Origin of the sequence: Chryseobacterium sp. AG363 (genome assembly GCF_003610675.1) — a bacterium.
Taxonomy (GTDB): Bacteria; Bacteroidota; Bacteroidia; order Flavobacteriales; family Weeksellaceae; genus Chryseobacterium; species Chryseobacterium cucumeris.
The window spans coordinates 225,791-244,521 of sequence record NZ_RAQF01000006.1; the positions used below are offsets into that span (position 1 = coordinate 225,791).

An 18,731-nucleotide genomic window follows, 5' to 3' on the forward strand; every position below is an offset into this window, starting at 1 on the left:
CACTTAAAACAAAGGACATTCCTCCTTAGCTCAGTTGGTTAGAGCATCTGACTGTTAATCAGAGGGTCGCTGGTTCGAGCCCAGCAGGAGGAGCAAAAAAGACTTACATTTCTGTAAGTCTTTTTTTATGATATAAATTCTTCATAACGGCTGCAAAATATTTCTAAAAAGCAGGAACGTTACCTTTCTTTTAATCTCCTGATTATTATATTTTAAGCATTAAAATTTCCCGATTATTTTTTAATCCATACATATATTATTTTCGCTATTTTTGTCGTTTTATAGGATAGAATAAAAATATTTTATTTTTTTACCTATTTTTTAAATAAACTGCATGCTTTTTGTTTATGATAATTGCCTGAAGAAACGAATGATGTTAAACAATAACTCCCAAAAACACTATCTTTTATTTTTCTTTCTGATTCTCGCCGGTTCCGTATGCGCTCAAAACAAAGCGAGCGGCAAGGTGGTTGACGAAAAGAGCAGTAAAGAACTCAATAAAGTTGATATCTTTATCAACGACAGTAAAACACCTGCCCTGACGACAACTTCAGGCAGTTTTATTATTCAGTCTGATAGCATCATCCATCAGCTAAGATTTTCCAGAAAAAATTATACTACAGAAACCCTTGATATCACTCCCGAAAATGCTGACAATATTTTCGTACAGCTTTCGCAGGCTAAAGTAAGCGACATTCAGGAAATTGTTCTTCAAAGCGGAAAAACAAAATACAAAAGCAAGAAAGAAAATCCGGCTTATGCAATTATGCAGAAAGTATGGGCACAAAAAAGAAATAACGGACTGGAAAAATTCGACACCTATTCTTATAAAGAGTATGAAAAAACGCAGTTTGACCTAAACAATCTTGATAGTGCCTTCATGAAGAAAAAGATTTTCAATAAACTGGATTTCATTTTCGATTATGCAGATTCCACAGCAAGCGGGAGACTTGGACTTCCTATTTTTCTGAACGAAGCCGTTTACGAAAATTATGGTAAAAATAAACCGGAAAAAAACAGCAAAAGAACATTAGTAGCCCAGAAAACTTCAGGTTTTCAGGATAACCAGGTGATTACGGTTTCTGCTAAAAACTTATACCGTGATATTAATATCTACGACAATACTCTGAATTATTTCGATATCGGATTCCAGAGCCCTGTCGGAAGTGATGGTTTCAGTACTTACGATTATAGCCTTATGGATACCATTACGATTCGTGGTGAGAAAGCATTTCAGATAAGGTATCAGCCTAAGAGAAAAGACATTCTTGCATTCCAGGGAAACCTTTATATTGACACCGATACTTATGCTGTTTTAGGAGCAACATTAAAGTCAACACAGAAGATCAACGTCAACTTTGTCAACAGTGTGTATACTCAGGTAGAATACGACAATCCTGACGACGCTACATTTCTTCCTAAAAAACTGATCACTGAATTTGAAATGAGTCCTTTCTCAAAAAAGAAAGGTGCAAAAAGTATCATCGCCAAAAGATCGGTAGATTATTCTGATTATCAGTTCAACAAGCCTCTTGATCCTAAAGTATTCAAACGTACCGAAGAAGAATACGAAGACAAGTTCACCAATAAAGACGATGCATATTGGACTAAAGCAAGACCTGACACTTTATCTAAAGCAGAACAGGGCGTTTATAACATGCTTGACCAGCTTCAGCAGACACCGAAATTCAACCGAATGGTAAAACTGTTTGAAACCCTCGGTTCACGTTATTATAATGCCTTTAAAGGAATAGATATTGGTCCTATTTTCTCAATTTACGGAAGAAATGAAGTAGAAGGGGACAGAATAAGATTAGGAGCAAGAACCTATTTCGGATTGAATGATACCTGGAGAGCCCAGTTTTATACAGCTTATGGTTTCAAAGATCAACAGTTTAAATATGGCGTAGAAGCAAGATATATGTTCAATAAGCTTAACCGCTTTATGATTGGAGCAGGAACCAGCAGAGATATTGTTCAGCTTGGGGGACAGCTTACATCAGGGGATGGTGTTACGCCGCAATCTTCATCTACCAGTACCTTTTTTGCAAGAGGAGAAAACATTTCTTTAAGTTCTGTAAACAAAACAAGCGTTTTTGCAGCTATTGAACCATGGAAGAACTTCCAGATCCGAGTAGATGGAGTGATGCAGAGTATTAAGTCTGCTATTCCTGAGAAATTCAATCTGATGTATTACAAAGATGGACAGTTAAGACAAACAGTTAATGATTCTCACGTTACCATCAGTTTAATTGCCAAACCTGGTGCAAAATTTTCACAAACCGGTATTGACCGTTACCAGGCCAGAAACTTAGCTCCAACTATCGTTTTAAGATATACACGAGGTATTGAAGGATTATTTAATGCTGATTTCAATTATGACAAACTCCAGTTCATGCTCTACAAGCCATTTTTAATTGGAAGTATGGGAAAACTGGTGGTTAATTTCGAAGCTGGAAAGAACTTCAATACAGTTCCTTTGGCATTACAGAATATTATTCCGGCAAACCTTTCCTATGGTCTGGTTCCGAATACTTTCTCTCAGCTTAACTATTATGAGTTTGTGACGGATGCGTATACAACTCTTCAATTAGAGCATCATTTTAACGGTAAGATCCTTTCATACATTCCTTTGATTAAAAAACTGAAACTGAGAGAAGTTGCATTTATCAGAGGAGCCTATGGTACATTAAGTGATGCCTCCAAAGCGATCAATGTAGAAGGTTTTAAATATTCTGCACCAAGCGAACATATCTATTATGAATATGGATTCGGGATTGAAAATATAGGAATTGGAAATCTTAGAATCTTCAGAGTAGACTTCAACTGGAGAGGAAATTATCTTGACAGACCTGATATTTCTAAATTTGGGGTTAAAGCAGGGTTCCAGGTAGGATTTTAAACAGAATATAATATAAAACACGTTCGGCGGCTTCAAAGAAGCCGCCGAACTTTTTTGTAAAGCTTTAATTAAAAACATTCGCAAGGTTCTTCTACATCAAGAAGACAACGCATTTTCTGTTCCTTTGTCAGTCCGCACCATGTACTACATGAAGTAATTGGCTTTGGTGGACACCATACTGTACCCGCTCCTCCGTTGATTTCTTTCAGATTCTTCTTGGTTAATTTTCTTAAATTTTTCATGATTGTTTAGTTTTATTTGCTGCCTACTCTCTTTGCTTTTCGGCTTCCGCATTAATTTTTTATTGGGTTACGGAAAAACATATCAATATCTCACAATGTAGAGATACTATGTAATGCTTTTTACTTTTAAAAAGATGAATATTATTAAAGGTTCAGCTCTAATTATTGTCTTAAAAAAGATTAGGGGTTATAATTTCTGCTACTACTCAAAACATTCTGTACATGGCTGAGAAAGCATGCAGTGTGATTTCTGCCATGGAGTCCATCGGCACCATTCTTCACAAGACTGAAACATGGAAGGACATTCTCCTGCTACACCTCCGGTTACTTCCTTTAATTTTTTTCTGGTTAATTTTTTTACATTTTTCATAGATATCTTGTTTTAATATTGGCCTACTCTTTTGCTTTTCGGCTATCGCAACTGATTCAAATCTGAACAGTTAACAAATATAAAATATTTCACGAATAAATGAATACATCAAAAAGGCCAATAAAAAAACCTCAGTAAAAACTGAGGTTTTAATTTTATAAAACGCTTAAATTATGCGTTTGGCTCTACAGATACGAAAGATCTGTTGTTTGCTTTCTTTCTGAAAACTACTTTACCATCTACTAATGCAAACAAAGTGTGATCTTTACCAATTCCCACGTTATCACCTGGGTGGTGCTGAGTACCTCTTTGTCTAACAATAATATTTCCGGCAATAGCTTCTTGTCCTCCGAAAATCTTCACACCTAATCTTTTAGAGTGAGACTCTCTACCGTTCTTGGAACTACCGACTCCTTTCTTGTGTGCCATTTTATTACTGGATTATTTATTAAGTGCTTTAAATTGATCGATATTCTTAATGATAGCAGCATCTACTTCTTCATGAGTAAGAATATTCTTTTCTAATTCAACTTTAACTGCTTTACCTAAAGTAATTAAAGTTTCTCTGTTCTCTTTAGACTGAGACAAGTTGTTTTTCTTTAAGTGATAGTTCAATTCGTGATCTTCACCAAAGTTAACAGTTGCGTTGTCAGAAAGAACTTCACCTTTCACAGTTTCTTTTTTAGCAGCAGCTTTTTTAGCTCCACCCTCAAAACCTGTAATACCAGTGATTACGATTTGAGTTAAAGATTGTCTGTGACCGTTTTTCACTTTGTAACCTTTTCTTCTTTTCTTTTTGAAAACGATTACTTTATCAGCTTTAACGTGGTCAAGGATCTCTGCTTCTACAGTGATTCCGTTTACAGCTGGGGCGCCTACAGTGATTGCACCGTTTACAGTAAGAAGAACTTTATCGAAAGAAACTTTTCCTCCTTTATCTCCTTTTAAACGGTTTACAAACAACTTCTGGTCTTGCTCAACTTTGTATTGAAGCCCTGCTATTTCTACAATTGCAAACATTGTTTATAAATTTTTAGTTATTTCGAGGTGCAAATATACATATAAATTTCTAAATAGCTTACAATCAAATCAATGTTTTTTTTATTAAAATCCTATTCACTATGTTTTGAATAATTTTTTTCAATAATGTACTCACACTTAAGAGATAATTTCATACCTTCGTTTTACCAAATTGAATTTATATATGAAAAGAAACTTTAATCTCTGCTTACTAGCAGGTGCCATTGCTGTTACTTCTTTAACAGCATGTAGTGATGACCAAATGGACAACAATGTTCAACCTCAGCAAGAAGCACTAAGTGCAAAAATTGATCAGCCTGGGGATCTTGAAAAAATCTGTTCTTATGTAGACAACAACTGGAGCACCAATTCAGTTTTACTGACCGGGCTTCAAAACTCCACAGACACCAATTTTATGAATGGGCAAATGACTAAAATTGCAAGCATGTGGGGAAGAAGCAATCCTACGCTGCGTTTTGTGAACGATCCATCCAATTTCAATTCAACGTACAATGCCATTTCTTATTCTACAGGAAAAATCTATTATGGTTATGCCATCTATTATGATGCAAAATCAAAAGGTGGTGATATTGTAAATGCAATGATCCTTGCCCATGAGTATGGACATCAGTTACAGTATATCTTCAATCTTCCTTCCGTATCAGAATCAACGTACAGACCGAATGAGCTTGAAGCAGATGGTTTTGCAGGATACTATTTGAGAAGACCTAACGGATACAATAAAACCAGCTTTGCAGAAATTGCAGCAGCTTATGAATTTGCCCAAAGTATCGGTGATTATCAGACAACCAATGTAAACCATCATGGAACTCCTGCACAGAGAAGATCAGCAGTTCGTTTAGGATTCCTTTTAGGACAATACGATCTTAATGCCTCCAATTTCGATTACAACTTCTTCTATTACTATCAGGGAGTACTAAATGGAACTTACAAGATGGCTAAGAACACTGTAAATCCTGAAATTGACGCATACATGAGTCAATATATAGATGAACTTAGAAAAATTCAGTCGGGAGAAATTTCTGCAGAAGAATTTAAACATCTTCAATAAACGAGAACATTCATTTTTAGCATATTTAAGAAAGGAGGCGGGCAGTATGTTCCGCCCCTTTTTTGTTTTTAAAAGCTTTTATATTTTACCCAATCAATTTGTTTGTATTTTTGAAAAAAAATAATTCCATGAAGTATTGGTTACTTATAATTTCCTTTTTCATATTAAACTCCTGTACTGTTGCGGGAATAACAAATGATTACGGCAAGCTCTCATTCACTGAACAGCAGAGCATTATCCCTATAGAGGACTTTTCAAAAACAGACACTGAGCATATTTATAAGATAAACGGCTCTCAGCTAAAGAAAGAATTAACAAACCATCCAAAAGCATTAGTATATGTATTTACCAATGGCTGCTCATCAAAATTGTGTCTGCCAATGTCTTCATACGAAACGTATGCTAAAGAAAAAGGATATAAACTATTCCTGGTCATGAATGGCTATCATAATATCAGCGAGACAACCGCTCAACGCTCAGCCGTTTTCACGGAACCTCTTTTTGCTATTGACAATGATTTTTATAACTCGAATATAAGAATGAAGTACATGAGATATTTCGAAAACGATCTTCGTGGGCTGGAGCACAGCCAAAAGCCAGAATGGGAAGGCAATCTATACTTTTTTGAACACGGACAGCTAAAACGAATCACTAAAGAACTTCCAAGCAATCTATAATGAACAGAGATCTCTACATTGATTTCGCCAAAGGACTGGCAACACTTTCCATCATATTTATCCATACTGCATTCTGGTCTGGACAGTTTTATATTCCCGCAGAAGTAAGAGTTTTTTCTCTGGTCTTTGATGTGGCACTATTTTACGCACTCAGCGGAATTACTTCAGGAGCCAATATTGAAAAAACATTATACCGTCTTCTGAAACTCCAGATTACCTATATGATTTTTGTGACCTTCCTGTTCTTTTTAGATTACTTCTTTAAAGTCTTTGGACTCAGCTTTTTTTCTATGGAATGGCTTCAGAGCTTTTATTCTACATTTGGATCTAAATATTCTACAACCAGCATCTCAACATACCCTCAATGGGAAAATCTGGGAAACTGGTATCTTCATCAGTACACCAATGCCGATACTTTTCCTGTAGTGATGGGAAGTTTCTGGTATCTTAAAGTGTATTATATACTCACCGTTTTCGGTGTCCTTATCCTAAGGTTTTTCCCAAAACATATCAATTGGTTTATTGGACTTTGTATTGCCTTAACTTTATTATTCAACATCTTCCCGGAGTATTATCCGACGGGGCAAGTTGGATACGTTACATTTTATCTTGCTGTATTTTTAATCGGCCACACAATGCGTGGAAAAAAAATCCCTACCAAGGCAATCCCTGTATTATATGGACTTGTAGGAGCAGCTCTCATATGGATGTTCTGGTACTACGGAGGAGACATCTTCTATAAAATCAATAAAAATAAATTTCCACCAAAAGTTCCTTACATCATCTGGGCATTATTCTCTCTTACAACATTATTTGTTCTTTACAACCGACTGAAAATCACAAAAGAAAATTTCATCACCTACATCGGAAAAAATGCTATTTTCTTCTATTTTGCACAGGGAATCAGCTCTTCACTCGTTTATTTTCTGGTCGTTCCGTTAAAAGAAAACATGCCATGGTGGCTTTTGATGGTCATTATTTATGGAATTAATATCATTTTAGCCTTCATTATTTCTGCAGGATTGAAAAAAGTAGATACCTCAGGCTGGAATATTCTGGGATTCTTAAGAAAAAAGACCGCATCTTAAGACTTTAAGTATCAAATTGAAATAAAGTCACATTTCTTACCTCAATTTGTTTAAATTTACAAAAATTTTACAACATGTTTAAGTTGAAACTACCTACCGACCCAAGGTGGGCAAATATTGCAGAAGGAAACATTGGAGAAATTTTAACGGATCATGCCTGGTGCGAGCAAAAAGCAGCTACCAATGCTATAGGCCTGATCACCATGCTTCCGGAATATCCTGAGATTGTGACTGAACTTCTTGCCATTGCACAAGAGGAACTGGATCACTTTAATCAGGTACATGAGATCATCAAAAAAAGAGGCTTTACTTTTGGAAGAGCAAGAAAAGATGATTACGTGAATGAACTGGCAAAATTTATTGTACAGGGAAGCAGAGAAGACCTCATCGTAGACAAAATGCTTTTTGCCGCTATGATTGAAGCCAGAAGCTGTGAAAGATTCAAAGTTCTTACGGAAAATATCAAAGATGAAGAACTTAAGGTTTTCTACAAAGAACTGATGATTTCTGAAGCCAATCATTACACTACTTTCATCGGATTTGCAAGACAGCTCGGAGACCCGGAAAAAGTAAACAAACGTTGGGAAGAATGGTTGGAGTATGAAGCCAATATTATTAAATCCTACGGAAATAAAGAAACCATCCACGGTTAAAATAATAATAGTAAAGAATACACCTTGAAGAAGCCAAGCTTTGAAAATATCGCCAATATGTTCCTGAAAAATTTTTTCCAGGGATTGGTTATCATTGGTCCTATAGGGCTTACTATTTTTGTAATCTGGTATATTGTAAGCGCGATTGACAACCTTGTTCCTTCTTTAGCCAAGCAGGTTCCCGGGCTTGTATTCGTATCTATTATTTTGTTTACAGCTATTTTAGGATATTTAGGAAATAAATTCGTGGTCGGAAGATTCTTTTTCGATACCATGGACAGCTTACTGGAGAAAACTCCGGGAGTAAAACACATTTACACTCCTACGAAAGACGTCATGTCCTCATTCGTAGGGGACAAGAAAAAATTCAACGATCCTGTATGGGTAAAAACCAACGAGAATCCGGAAATCTGGAGAATCGGTTTTTTAACTCAAAAAGAAATGTCGGACGTTGACAAGCATAATTACGTTGCGGTATACCTTCCCCACTCGTACGCTATTTCGGGCTGGGTAATTGTTACTGAAGAAAAAAACATCAAACCTGTAGTGGGAATGACAGCAGCTTCTGCCATGAAGTTTGCAGTGAGCGGCGGTGTAGCCGGATTCCATTCTGATGAAAATATATTTAAGGCTCCGGAATAATCTCTTTTTCCGACTTATCTATACATTGATGAATTTTGAAAAATTATTTTCAAGCACATTTTCTTTACAAACAATTTAAAACATAATTTAACTCATGAATTTACCGTACGCGGAACCTTTCCGCATTAAAATGGTGGAAGAAATCTATCAGTCCACCAGAGAAGAAAGAGAACAATGGCTTAAAGAAGCTAATTATAACCTTTTCAACCTAAGATCTTCGCACGTTTATATTGACCTGCTTACCGATTCAGGAACGGGAGCAATGTCTGATAGACAATGGTCTGCTTTGATGACCGGAGATGAAAGCTATGCTGGATCACGTTCTTTTGAGCAGTTACAGAAAACCGTTGAAAAAATTACAGGATTCAAATATTTATTACCAACCCACCAGGGAAGGGCTGCTGAAAACGTCCTTTTCTCAGTATTGGTAAAAGAAGGTGACGTAGTTCCGGGAAACTCGCATTTTGACACGACAAAAGGACATATCGAAATCAGAAAAGCACATGCTATTGATTGTACCATAGACGAAGCTTTTGACATTAATGATCTTCACCCATTCAAAGGAAATATCAACCTTGAAAAACTGGAAGAAGTTTATAAAAGCCATCCTAAAGAAAATATACCTTTCTGCTTAATTACAATTACTTGTAACTCTTCCGGAGGACAGCCTGTTTCTTTGGAAAACATGAAGGCAGTAAAAGCCCTTTCCGACCAATATGGAATTCCTGTATTCTTTGATTCAGCAAGATTTGCAGAGAATGCTTACTTCATCAAAAAAAGAGAAGCAGGACAGGAAAACAGAAGCATTAAAGAGATCTGTAAAGAGATTTTCTCTTACGGAGACGGAATGACAATGAGTTCCAAAAAAGATGGTTTAGTAAACATCGGAGGATTCATTGCATTAAACAACGAAGAGGTTTTCAGAAAAGCCTCTAACTTCACCATCATCTATGAAGGTTTCATTACCTATGGAGGAATGGCAGGAAGAGATATGGCAGCATTGGCCGTAGGACTTGATGAAGCTACTGAGTTTGCTTACCTTGAAAGCAGAATTTCTCAGGTTGAATATCTTGGAAATAAACTGATTGAATATGGAATCCCAGTTCAGAAACCAATCGGAGGACACGCCGTATTCATCGATTCTTTGAACTTCCTTCCGAATGTTTCCCGTGAAGAATATCCGGCTCAGACATTAGGACTGGAAATTTATAAGGAAGCAGGGATCAGAACTGTAGAAATCGGGACTTTACTGGCAGACAGAGATCCTGACACAAGAGAGAACCGTTATCCGAAGTTAGAACTGGTACGTCTGGCAATTCCTAGAAGGACTTACACCAACAACCACATGGATTATATTGCTGCTGCCATCAAAAATGTATACGAAAGACGCGAAGAAATAGCAAAAGGCTACAAGATCACGTGGGAACCGGAAATTTTAAGACACTTTACCGTTCAGCTTGAAAAAGCTTAATCATAAAACCGGAATTCTTTCCGGTTTTTTTATGTCTTAAAATTCAAAATTGGTTTAAACAAACAACAATCTGATTCTTTACGTCCTCAAAGACCAGCCATCTCTTAATCCACTAAAAATCATTAAGATATTGCAATAGAACATATTTTATCAACACATATAAATCAATCATATTTTTTTATTGCATAGTATATCTTATATTTTTCGTTTTATTTTTCATGAAATCAAAATTAAATTGACTTATTTTTTTGAAATAGTGAAGGTTTTTAATTTTAATTTTGCATTTACCTAAGGGTGATTAAAAAAAAATACTTAAAAAACCAACCTGAAAAACACTTTATTCCAAAAATGAAGAAAATTGCTGTCGTGGGCGCCGGTATTTCTGGCTTAAGCATGGCGAATTACTTAGAAAAGCACAAGATCGATTACCACATTTACGAAAGGAGAAAAAAGGAAGATCTGGCAGGCCACGGCTTTCTTATTCCGCAGGAAGGAATGGATTATCTTTACCAGATTATTGACTCCGAACTGCTTCTTAAGCATGGAAACTTTTTAAAAAAATACACAAAATATTCTCACACTGGAAAAGTACTGGCTGAAAAGAATCTGGATCATGTTTTCGCCATTTCAAGACATTCACTGATCAGTTTATTAACACAAAATATTACTCCGCAAAAGATAACCTACGAAGAAACTATCATTTTTGATGATCTACAGAACGGTAAACTGAAGCTTTCCGATGGGACTGATATTCATGCTGACATTACTGTTATCTCTGACGGTTCCAGAAGCCGGATCAGAAAAAATCTTTTTAAAGATGAAATGATGAGAATGGTAAGAGAAAGTGAAGTTGTGAATATCATTCAAAACAAAGAAATTGCCAATTCTATTGAAAATGACTTTATGAAGTTCCACCATGAAGACGGAGGCCTTACTTTCGGGATTCTTAAACTTTCTGATGATACTGTTCTTTGGTATTCACAGTTTGACAACCAAAAATACATGATCAATGAATGTTCTGTGGAGAACTTAAGAAAATACATGATTGAAATTTTTGAAAACTGGCATCCTCTAATCCCGGAAATCATCCAAAAATCGGACTATAAAAATGTACATTTATGGAATGTCTATGAACTTGAAAAACTTAATCCATTTTATCAAGAAAACACAGTATTCATAGGTGACGCAGCACATCCACTGATTCCATTTACCAGTCAGGGAGTTACCTCTGCTTTGAAAGACTCACTTTTATTAACGAAATATTTAGTTGAAGAAGAAAATATACAGACCGCCTTCAGTAAATACGAAGCTAAGAGAAAACCTGAAATCGAAGTTCATATTAACAACGGAAGGATATTACTCAATCAGTTTTTGCTTCCACTCAACCAACAAACCGAAAATATTTTACCCATATCTTATAAATAATAATGTTCACTAATAACGATATCAACCTTGAAGCCTTGAAAAGAAAGGCATATAACGGAAGATGGGCTACGCTCGAAGATGGAATCATTCCTCTTACAGCAGCTGATCCCGACTTCAGAACAGCACCTGAAATAGAACAGGGAATTATTGAATACCTGAAAGACGGTTACCTCAGCTATGGCCCGTTTTCCGGACTTCCGGAATTTAAGAAAAGCGTGGCAGATCACTTTAACCTGGAAAAACACGGAAGCTTCTCACCGGAGAATGTTCTGGCTGTCAACAGTGCTGCCCAGGGAATGTTCCTTATTGCATCCTATGTACTCAACCCCGGAGATGAAGCCATTATTCTGGATCCTGTAGATTTTCTTTTCAAAAAATCGGTGGAAACTGCGGGTGGGAAAGTAATGCTCTGCCCTGCGGATACAACAACAGGAGAAATTGATTTTGAAAAAATGGTTTCTTTAATCAATCCCAGAACTAAACTTATCAGCATATGCAATCCTCACAATCCGCTCGGAAAAGTTTACTCTAAAGAAGTATTGATAAAAGTAGCAGAAATTGCATCTGCTCATGATCTTTGGGTGATGAGTGATGAAATCTGGAGTGATATTATTTATGATCATAAAGACTTTCATACCTATTCTTCCGTTTCAGAGAAGGCAAAGAGAAAGAGCTTTACCGTGTATGGGTTTTCAAAATCATTTGGAATAGCAGGATTGAGGATTGGAGCCGTACTCTGCAATGATGAGGATATTCTTGAAGATTTCACAGAAAAATCCAATTTCAACTCTACAATAGAAGGGGTTTCTACTTTGTCTCAGATTGCCGGAAGTGTAGCACTGGAGAAGGCAAAACCATGGTACAAAGAATTTTTGGCTCACTTACAGAGCAATAGAGATCTTGCTTTCAGATTATTAAGCCATTCAGAAATTGTAATACCTAATCTCCCGGAGGCAACTTTTGTATTGTTTCCAAAGATTAAAAACGGAATGACAAGTGATGAGTTTGCCCAACATGTCTTAACTCACGGGAAAGTCGCTATTGTTCCGGGATCAGAAAGATGGTTCGGAAAAGGAGCTGAAGGACATATCAGAATTTGCTTTTCTACATCTCAGGAAATTTTAGAAGAAGGAATTAACAGAATCATTACCAGCTTTTAACATTAAAAATTTTAATTAAATCTAAATAATAGATTATTATTTTTCCGAATTTATCACAAATCAACACGAAATTAAGATATCCATACTAAATATTTTATTTTCATGTTGATTTAAGAATAAATATTGATAATTTTGATTGAATCATCACTAAAAATTATCAATATGAAAATAAAATATATCAGCATTATTTTCCTTGGAGTTTCTGCCTTCTCCTATGCCCAGCAGGTAAAAGATACTTTGAAAGAATCAAAAATTGACGAAGTTGCCATTACCGGAAGCCGAAACAAGAAAAGAACAGTGGTAAACACGCCCGTTCCTATTGATATTATAGACATCAAACAGGTAAGCCAGTCAACGGGACAAGTGGAAATCAACCAGCTTTTACAATTTTCAGCACCCTCTTTTAACTCCAATAAACAATCAGGATCCGACGGTGCTGATGCTGTAGATCCCGCTACGTTAAGAGGTCTTGGTCCTGACCAGACTTTACTTTTGTTAAATGGAAAAAGATATCATCAATCTTCACTGATTAACCTTTTCGGAACCAAAGGAAGAGGAAATACGGGATATGACATGAATACAATCCCTATTGGCGCCATAAAAAGAGTGGAAGTTCTTCGTGACGGAGCATCAGCCCAATACGGTTCGGATGCTATTGCAGGAGTAATTAATGTTATTTTGAATGACAGAAATAATGGTTTTGAAGGAAATCTATTCACAGGTATGAATCTTTTCAAAAGTCCAGGTAATAATGACGTAGTATCAGATCACAAAGTAGACGGAACTACCTTTGATTTCAATGGAAATTTGGGAACTAAAATAGGATCAAAAGGTGGTTTCGGAAACTTTACCGTAGAATTCATCAATAAAGATTACGCCATACGAAATGCCAATCCAGATGTTTACACCTCTCCCAGACAGCGTTTCGGAGATGCAAAAGCTCAGAACATCTACTTTTTCGGAAATATTGAAGTCCCGTTATCTGATGGTCTGAAGTTTTATTCCCGCCAAGGTTTTTCACATAGAAATACTAAGGCTTATGCATGGACCAGAACCCCAGATGCAGACGGTAATATTCCTGAAGTTTACCCTACAGGATTTAACCCGGTTGAAAATACCAGCATTACGGATTTTACGTTTGACAACGGATTAAAGTTCAAAGTTGCAGACTGGGATGTAGATTTTTATAATGCTTTTGGTAACAACAGATTTACTTACCAGATAGACAATACAATTAATGCCACTTTAGGAGTAAAATCTCCTACAAGCTTTAATGCAGGAGGACATTCTCTGCTGCAGAATACAACTGGGTTTAATGCTGTGAAACAGTTCAAAGTACTGGAAGGGCTTAACGTTGCTTTCGGATCTGAATTCAGATATGAAAAATTTGATATCATAAAAGGAGAAGAGGCTTCTTACGCCATGTATGATATCAATGGAAATCTGGTGACTCCAAACACACCTCAAAACTTATTGGTTACGAATCCGTCAAGTGGCAATGTAAGGCCAGGTGGTTCACAAGGTTTTCCTGGCTATTCTACAGATACAGGAAATAGCAGAAACAACTTTGCTGCTTATGTAGATACAGAATTGGATGTTACTAAAAACTGGATGATAAGCATTGCCGGAAGATTTGAAAATTATAATGATTTCGGAAGCACTCTGAATGGTAAATTTGCTACAAGATATGCGATCACGCCACAGTTTGCTTTCCGGGGATCCGTTTCTACTGGGTTCAGAGCGCCTTCTCTGGCTCAGAAATACTACAGCCAGCAATTTACCAACTTCCAGGGCGGTAAACTGGTCACTATTCAGCTCGCTTCTAATGACAGTAACATCGCAAGCAGCCTGGGAATTCCTCAACTGAAGCAGGAAACCTCAGTGAACGGCAGCGCCGGGTTTACCTTCAATACTGGAAAATTCACAGCCACCGTAGATGGTTATTACATCCGTGTTAAAGACAGAATTGTTCTTACCGGATATTTTGCACAAGCAGACTTACCAGAAAAAGTTCAAGAAGAGAATCCATTTATCGACCAGGTACAGTTTTTTTCCAATGCCATCGATACCAAAACAAAAGGAGTTGATGTAATCTTAAGCTATACTGAAAATATCGGTTCCGGAAAACTGACTGCTACATTAGCAGGAAACTATAATGATATGGAAATCACAAAAGTCAATACCTCAGAACAGCTGGCAGGGAAAGAAGATACTTACCTGAGTGCAAGAGAAAAAGCATTTATTCTTGCTTCTGCTCCGAAGACAAAAGTAAATTTAAACCTTAATTACAGACTCAACAAATTCAATGTAAATCTGCAGATGGTACGATTTGATAAAGTAACCCTGATTGGTTATGACGACTCAGAACAGGTCTATAATCCAAAAGTGACCACCGATCTTTCTTTCGGCTATGAATTCTGCAAGAATCTGAATCTGACTTTAGGAAGTAAAAACCTGTTCAACAGATATCCTACTTTACAGACTACACATGTATCCGACGGAAATACAGAAGCCGGAGGTATTTTTGATCCTGTACAGATGGGATTTGCCGGAAGACAGGTTTTTGCCAGACTTAATTTTAAGTTTTAAGAGAATAAAAAGAAACTGTATCAAAGGTTAATAATTTCACCTTTGTCATTCTGACGAAGGAAGAGTCTCATTTATAAACCAATAACATAAGATTCTTCACTACATTTTATTTCGGTCAGAGTGAAATTTTGATACAGTTTTTTTCTACTTTTTTGAAATTTTATAAAGCTTACCGCTGTCTGTTACTGCATACAGATTCCCATCCATCCCGTTTAATACATCACGGAAACGTTCTTTCTGATCTGTAAGAAGACGTTCTTCACCCACTACTTTATTATCTTTCATAACAACTCTGTTAATGTGCTCTCCACTCAGGCATCCGATAATGAGATTACCTTTCCATTCATCAATATTTCCTGTATAGAAAGTAATTCCGCTTGGTGAAATCACAGGATCCCAATAATAGACAGGTTGTTCGGTTCCTTCTTTTTGAGTGATACCCTGTCCTACTTTATCCCCTGAATATTCGATACCATAGGTTACATCTCCCCAGCCGTAATTTTTTCCCGGTTGAATCAGATTGATTTCATCACCCCCTCTTGGCCCCATTTCCACATCCCAAAGGTTACCGTTAGGATCAATAGCCATTCCTTGCGGATTTCGGATTCCGTAAGCATATATTTCAGGTTTATAACCGGGTTTCCCAATAAAAGGATTTCCCGGCGCAGGTTTACCATCTTTTGTAATCTTTAAAATCTTACCTAGATAATTATCTGTTTTCTGCGCATATACACGGGTTACTTTATCTGATCTTTCTCCTGTACTGACAAATAAATGCCCATCTTTATCAAAAGCCAGACGGCTTCCGTAGTGCTTATCTCCGTCATAAGAAGGTTCAGCACGGAAAATAACTTTTACTTCTGAAATATTTTTAAGATCTGCAGACAGCTTTCCTTTTGCTACAGATGTTAAGTTTCCTTTTCCAAAAGGTTCCGAAAAACTGAAATAAATAATATTGTTGGTTTTAAAATCAGGATCAAGTGCTACATCCAGCATTCCGCCCTGTCCTTTTGCATCTACTTTTGGAAAACCTTCAATCTTTGACACCTGTTTTCCATCTGTTGAAACCACATTCATATACCCTTTCTTATCTGTGATGAGAAATTTTCCGTCAGGTAGATTGATAATTCCCCATGGCCTTCCAAGGTCTTTATTCAATATTTCTATGGCATAGGGCGTTGTTGTTTTTACAGCCTTGATTCTTGTCTGCCCTTTAAATGCAGGCTTATAATCAGAATTAGGATTTTCCGTTTCCACACTTCCGTCATTTCCAGTCCGCTGAGCATTGGCATGATTCTCTTTGCATGAAGATAAAAAAAGAAAAAGGCTTACTACAGGAATATAAAATTGATTGATTTTCATATCATTATAATTAGATGTTATACAACGAATGGAAAAATAATGCCAATAAAATTTGCACATATCAATTTTTATTCTACATTTGTAGAATAAATTACAAACTTGTAGAATGAAAGAGATTAAACTAACTGATTCTGAAAAAAGCCTTATGGAAATTCTTTGGGAAAAGAAAACTGTTTTCATGAAGGACATACTGGAAGCCTATCCGGATCCAAAGCCAGCACCAACAACTATTGCAACCTTACTTAAAAGAATGCAAAACAAAGAACTGATAGGCTATAAACTTTATGGAAATTCCCGCGAATACTTTCCAAAAGTAGAAAAAGGGGAATATTTTAAGGAAGAAATGACTTCCATGATTGACCGCTTTTTTAACAGCTCTGTAACGCAGTTTGCATCATTTTTTACTTCCAATGCCAAACTTAGCCAAAAGGAACTGAAAGAATTTCGTGATATTATTGATGAACAAATTAAAGAATAAATATGACTGCTATTATTCTGAAAATAATTCTGTGTTCTTCTATTTTCATTGCTGTTTATTATCTGTTTCTGGAAAAAGAAAAAATGCTCAGATTCAACAGGCTTTATTTATTAAGTTCGTTAGTACTTTCTTATATAATTCCTTTTGTTACCATTACTCTTCCCAATCACAGCACTGAGAAAATGCCGCAAATGATCATAGAAGAAACGGCACAACAACTGGTTTTTATCCCTCAAAAGCAGGAAAGTTTTAACTGGATGAATTTGGTATGGGAAATTTATATTTTCATCACCCTATTTCTGTTGATAAAAAGCTTTATTTCCCTTGTGAAGCTCAAAAAAATATCCGGAAAGAGACATATTTACCAAAGCCATACTATATTATTGACAAAAGAAAATCTTTCCCCTTTCAGTTTTTGGAATACAATGTATATGGGCGAAAACTATATGAAAAACGATACAATAGATCAAAGAATTTTCATTCACGAAAGAACTCATATTGAACAAAATCACAGCCTTGACCTATTAATTTTGAATACTTTAAAAGTCTTTACATGGTTCAACCCTGTTCTTTTCCTTTATAAGAAAGCGATGATCACAAATCATGAATTCCTGGCAGACGAAGCTGTCGTGAAAAGCAATTGCAACATCAAAGATTATCAGAATCTTATTCTTGAAGAAATTCTGAACCATCAAAATCCTCCTTTGACTCATTCATTTAATTTTAATAACACCAAAAAAAGATTTATTATGATGAAAACAAAAAAATCAAAATTTAGTCTGCTAAAGAAAACAGCAGGAATCACCGTTTTAATTACTGCAGCTGTCTTATTCTCTGAAAGAACATATGCAGGAAATTCCACTCATGTTTTTCTTTCTGAAAGAATAGCAGAGATCCCGGATCAAATTGTACACAAGGAATCAAAACAAACAGATTTAAAAAGTCAGGACTATTTTGAAAAAACCAAGGAAGAAGGAAAGTCATTTGGTATAATAGATTCCCAAAAAGAAGAATTGAAAAAAGTTCCGGATACAATAATTCCGAAAGTAGATAAAACACGCGAAAGTAAAAACACAAATTCATCGGTCAATACCCAACAGAATACGAACGAATTTCCAGCACAATATCCCGGAGGGCCTAAAGACTTAAAAATCAAAATAAGCAGAAGCGTAGATGTGAGTAAGTTAGGAGACTATAGCAGCCCTATAACCTCTACCGCGTATATTCATATCAATGAAGCAGGAAAGACAACTCTGGTAACTACTTCGGGAGAAAATGAAATTCTGAACCGGGAACTTTTAAAAACAGTCACTGAAATCAGTAATGAAACAGTATGGATACCTGCAATGAAAGATGGAAAAACCATTGCTTCAGTATTGAAAGTTCCGGCAACAATGACTTTTACACGACCATAACAATAAAGCGCTTTTTTCAGCGCTTTTTTATTTTTTCAATTTTTCGTAATCAGACAACTTCAAAAAATCAAAAATCAAGGATGATAAGTTAAAATTATATTATCAAAATATTCACCTTCAAAACATTATACAGCCTAATAATTTCTTTCGTATTTTTGTTGTATA

Annotated in this window: 17 protein-coding genes and 1 tRNA gene; 13 read left to right on the top strand and 5 right to left on the bottom strand. The window is 36.1% G+C overall.

Going from position 1 to position 18,731, the window contains the following annotated elements; genetic code table 11:
• Nucleotides 1–19: 19 nt before the first annotated feature.
• Together DEU39_RS21350 and DEU39_RS21355 are read left to right on the top strand one after the other, a co-directional pair.
• Nucleotides 20–93, top strand: a tRNA-Asn gene (locus DEU39_RS21350).
• Between the two features lie 277 nt (nt 94–370).
• Nucleotides 371–2,902 carry a DUF5686 family protein gene (locus DEU39_RS21355; protein WP_228432146.1) on the top strand — a complete coding sequence of 844 codons (2,532 nt, stop codon included), beginning with the start codon at nt 371–373 and terminating at the stop codon, nt 2,900–2,902.
• A 68-nt stretch (nt 2,903–2,970) separates the two neighbouring features.
• Here the strand turns inward: DEU39_RS21355 and DEU39_RS24530 are convergent, their stop codons facing one another.
• The 4 genes from DEU39_RS24530 to rplU all read right to left on the bottom strand — a co-directional run bounded on the left by DEU39_RS24530 (nt 2,971) and on the right by rplU (nt 4,534).
• The gene (locus DEU39_RS24530; protein WP_157885793.1) at nt 2,971–3,144 is read right to left on the bottom strand and encodes a bacteriocin-like protein; all 174 of its coding nucleotides are present in this window, start codon (nt 3,142–3,144) and stop codon (nt 2,971–2,973) included.
• A 202-nt stretch (nt 3,145–3,346) separates the two neighbouring features.
• Nucleotides 3,347–3,514 (bottom strand): bacteriocin-like protein, encoded by a 168-nt coding sequence (locus DEU39_RS24535; RefSeq protein ID WP_183037456.1) that lies wholly within the window; start codon nt 3,512–3,514, stop codon nt 3,347–3,349.
• A gap of 171 nt (nt 3,515–3,685) precedes the next feature.
• Nucleotides 3,686–3,943: a 50S ribosomal protein L27 gene (gene rpmA, locus DEU39_RS21360; protein ID WP_002984034.1), complete on the bottom strand. Its 258-nt coding sequence runs from the start codon at nt 3,941–3,943 to the stop codon at nt 3,686–3,688.
• A 12-nt stretch (nt 3,944–3,955) separates the two neighbouring features.
• Complete coding sequence (gene rplU / locus DEU39_RS21365) at nt 3,956–4,534, bottom strand: 50S ribosomal protein L21 (RefSeq protein WP_076597840.1); 579 nt, start codon at nt 4,532–4,534, stop codon at nt 3,956–3,958.
• Nucleotides 4,535–4,718: 184 nt separating this feature from the next.
• Here rplU and DEU39_RS21370 point away from each other — a divergent pair, with 184 nt between their 5' ends.
• From DEU39_RS21370 to DEU39_RS21410, 9 genes are all read left to right on the top strand, one after another.
• On the top strand, nt 4,719–5,606 hold the full coding sequence (locus DEU39_RS21370) for a hypothetical protein (protein WP_062676095.1): 888 nt from the start codon (nt 4,719–4,721) through the stop codon (nt 5,604–5,606).
• Between the two features lie 380 nt (nt 5,607–5,986).
• On the top strand, nt 5,987–6,283 hold the full coding sequence (locus tag DEU39_RS24235; RefSeq protein ID WP_147367633.1) for a hypothetical protein: 297 nt from the start codon (nt 5,987–5,989) through the stop codon (nt 6,281–6,283).
• A complete protein-coding gene (locus DEU39_RS21380) occupies nt 6,283–7,371 on the top strand; it encodes an acyltransferase family protein (RefSeq protein WP_120233308.1) in 1,089 nt (362 codons plus the stop codon). Before DEU39_RS24235 ends, DEU39_RS21380 begins: the two co-directional genes overlap by 1 nt.
• Nucleotides 7,372–7,445: 74 nt before the next feature.
• Nucleotides 7,446–8,024 carry a tRNA-(ms[2]io[6]A)-hydroxylase gene (locus DEU39_RS21385; RefSeq protein ID WP_062676098.1) on the top strand — a complete coding sequence of 193 codons (579 nt, stop codon included), beginning with the start codon at nt 7,446–7,448 and terminating at the stop codon, nt 8,022–8,024.
• A 24-nt stretch (nt 8,025–8,048) separates the two neighbouring features.
• Nucleotides 8,049–8,666, top strand: coding sequence for a DUF502 domain-containing protein (locus DEU39_RS21390; protein WP_062676099.1), 618 nt, complete (start codon nt 8,049–8,051; stop codon nt 8,664–8,666).
• A 94-nt stretch (nt 8,667–8,760) separates the two neighbouring features.
• Complete coding sequence (locus DEU39_RS21395) at nt 8,761–10,137, top strand: tryptophanase (RefSeq protein WP_120233309.1); 1,377 nt, start codon at nt 8,761–8,763, stop codon at nt 10,135–10,137.
• A 348-nt stretch (nt 10,138–10,485) separates the two neighbouring features.
• Nucleotides 10,486–11,562 (top strand): FAD-dependent monooxygenase, encoded by a 1,077-nt coding sequence (locus tag DEU39_RS21400; protein ID WP_120233333.1) that lies wholly within the window; start codon nt 10,486–10,488, stop codon nt 11,560–11,562.
• A gap of 2 nt (nt 11,563–11,564) precedes the next feature.
• Nucleotides 11,565–12,722 (top strand): pyridoxal phosphate-dependent aminotransferase, encoded by a 1,158-nt coding sequence (locus tag DEU39_RS21405; RefSeq protein WP_120233310.1) that lies wholly within the window; start codon nt 11,565–11,567, stop codon nt 12,720–12,722.
• A gap of 162 nt (nt 12,723–12,884) precedes the next feature.
• Nucleotides 12,885–15,311 carry a TonB-dependent receptor plug domain-containing protein gene (locus DEU39_RS21410; RefSeq protein WP_120233311.1) on the top strand — a complete coding sequence of 809 codons (2,427 nt, stop codon included), beginning with the start codon at nt 12,885–12,887 and terminating at the stop codon, nt 15,309–15,311.
• A 144-nt stretch (nt 15,312–15,455) separates the two neighbouring features.
• Here the strand turns inward: DEU39_RS21410 and DEU39_RS21415 are convergent, their stop codons facing one another.
• Nucleotides 15,456–16,673, bottom strand: coding sequence for a PQQ-dependent sugar dehydrogenase (locus DEU39_RS21415; RefSeq protein ID WP_120233312.1), 1,218 nt, complete (start codon nt 16,671–16,673; stop codon nt 15,456–15,458).
• A gap of 106 nt (nt 16,674–16,779) precedes the next feature.
• Here DEU39_RS21415 and DEU39_RS21420 point away from each other — a divergent pair, with 106 nt between their 5' ends.
• The gene (locus DEU39_RS21420; protein WP_120233313.1) at nt 16,780–17,151 is read left to right on the top strand and encodes a BlaI/MecI/CopY family transcriptional regulator; all 372 of its coding nucleotides are present in this window, start codon (nt 16,780–16,782) and stop codon (nt 17,149–17,151) included.
• A 2-nt stretch (nt 17,152–17,153) separates the two neighbouring features.
• Nucleotides 17,154–18,566 (top strand): M56 family metallopeptidase, encoded by a 1,413-nt coding sequence (locus DEU39_RS21425; protein WP_120233314.1) that lies wholly within the window; start codon nt 17,154–17,156, stop codon nt 18,564–18,566.
• Nucleotides 18,567–18,731 lie beyond the last annotated feature (165 nt).